General features: G+C 44.6%; 1 protein-coding gene. It reads left to right on the top strand.

Annotated features, from left to right (window positions below; genetic code table 11):
• The coding region (locus tag OEU88_RS17560; RefSeq protein ID WP_262696512.1) for a non-ribosomal peptide synthetase at window positions 1-1,785 on the top strand (1,785 nt) is incomplete at both ends.

The raw sequence follows: 1,785 nt of genomic DNA, 5'->3' as shown, positions 1-1,785 counted from the left end.
TTTACCATTATTATCTTCTCTGGAGCGTGACCGCTTACTTATTGAATGGAATGATACATCTGCGGCTTATGCATCAGACAAGTGTTTGCATACTTTATTTGAAGAGCAAGCCAGCCGCACTCCAGATAACATTGCTGTCGTTTATGAGGGTAGTGAACTTAGTTATGCTGAGTTAAACAAGCGGAGTAATCAGCTTGCACATTACCTGATTGAGCAGGGAGTTAAGCCAGATAGTCTAGTGGGTCTTTGCCTTGACCGCTCTCTTGAGATGGTTGTCGGTATTATGGGAATACTTAAGGCTGGTGGTGCTTATGTTCCGCTGGATCCTGATTATCCGGAGGACCGCCTTCGGTTTATGCTTGATGATACACAAGCTCACATAGTTATTGGTCAGGCTTCTATAGCGACTGATCTATCATTGTTTGATGAGCGTTGTCAGGATCGCCCTGAGCTGGTGCTTCTCGATGAGCCAGAGCAGCTTGAGGCGTTGTCATTTTACCCTGAGACTAACCCTGATACTTCGGCTTTGGGGATATGCTCCGACCACCTCGCTTATGTGATCTATACCTCAGGCTCTACAGGAAAGCCCAAAGGTGTATGTGTCGAACATAAAAGTGTTGGTCGATTGTTAAACACTTGTCAGGAAAAGTTTAAATTTAACTCTAAGGATGTATGGACATTTTTTCATTCTTGCTCTTTTGATTTTTCTGTATGGGAGCTTTGGGGCGCGCTATTTTGTGGAGGAAAAGCTCTTCTTCTTTCTGACGACGTGAGGCGCTCTACAGATCTTTTGTTGAAAGTTTTCATCGATTACCAAGTCACGATATTTAGCCAGACTCCGTCAGGATTTTATCGTTTAATGAGTAGATGTATTATTCAAAAAGCAACATTAGATAGCCTAAGGTATGTGGTATTTGGAGGGGAAGCATTAGAGCCAAATAAATTGAAGCCATGGTTTCGATTTTACCGCGGGTTGAATGCAAGAATGATTAATATGTATGGCCTTACAGAAGCAACCGTTCATGCGACATTTCATGAAGTTACCAGGAAAGAAGCTGAGCAAACTTGTAGTGTTATCGGACGACCGCTTGCAGATTTAAGTGCGTGGGTGCTCGATGAACATCAGCGTATTTTGCCGATAGGTGCTGTTGGTGAGTTATATATAGGTGGAGCAGGTTTGGCGCGGGGTTATTTGAACCGCCCCGAGCTTACTGCGGAGCGCTTTATATCAAACCCATTCAGTAATGATACGGGCTCTCGTTTATACCGGACGGGTGATCTGGTGCGCTATCTGCCGGATGGGAACCTTGAGTTTATAGGTCGGGTCGACCATCAAGTTAAGGTTCGTGGTTTTAGAATTGAGCTTGGCGAGATTGAAGCGTCACTTTTAGATGTTTCTGACGTTAGTGATGTAGTTGTTGTTGCGCGAGAAGGTCAAGCTGACAGTAGCGATAAACAGCTAGTTGCTTACATTGTTGCGGAAGGTTCTTATGTTGAAGATGAAGCGGCGAAGCAGGATTTTATAGGGTCATTACGTTCTACATTACAGCAGCGGCTTCCTGACTATATGATTCCATCAGCCTTTGTTGTTCTAGACAGCTTCCCTTTAACCACTAATGGAAAGCTTGATCGTCAGGCATTGCCTGCTCCTGGCGATATGGATGTTCAGCGTTCGATTTATGTTGCTCCTCGTACGGAGATTGAAGCTAAGCTTTGCACTTTATGGCAGGAAGTTCTCAAGCTAGAGCGCGTAGGTGTGCATGACAACTTCTTCGAACTTGGGGG

Source organism: Kordiimonas aquimaris (genome assembly GCF_025574485.1).
Lineage (GTDB): Bacteria > Pseudomonadota > Alphaproteobacteria > Sphingomonadales > Kordiimonadaceae > Kordiimonas > Kordiimonas aquimaris.
Note: the sequence above shows the minus strand (reverse complement) of the source record. Positions and strands in the feature narration are given on the sequence as shown.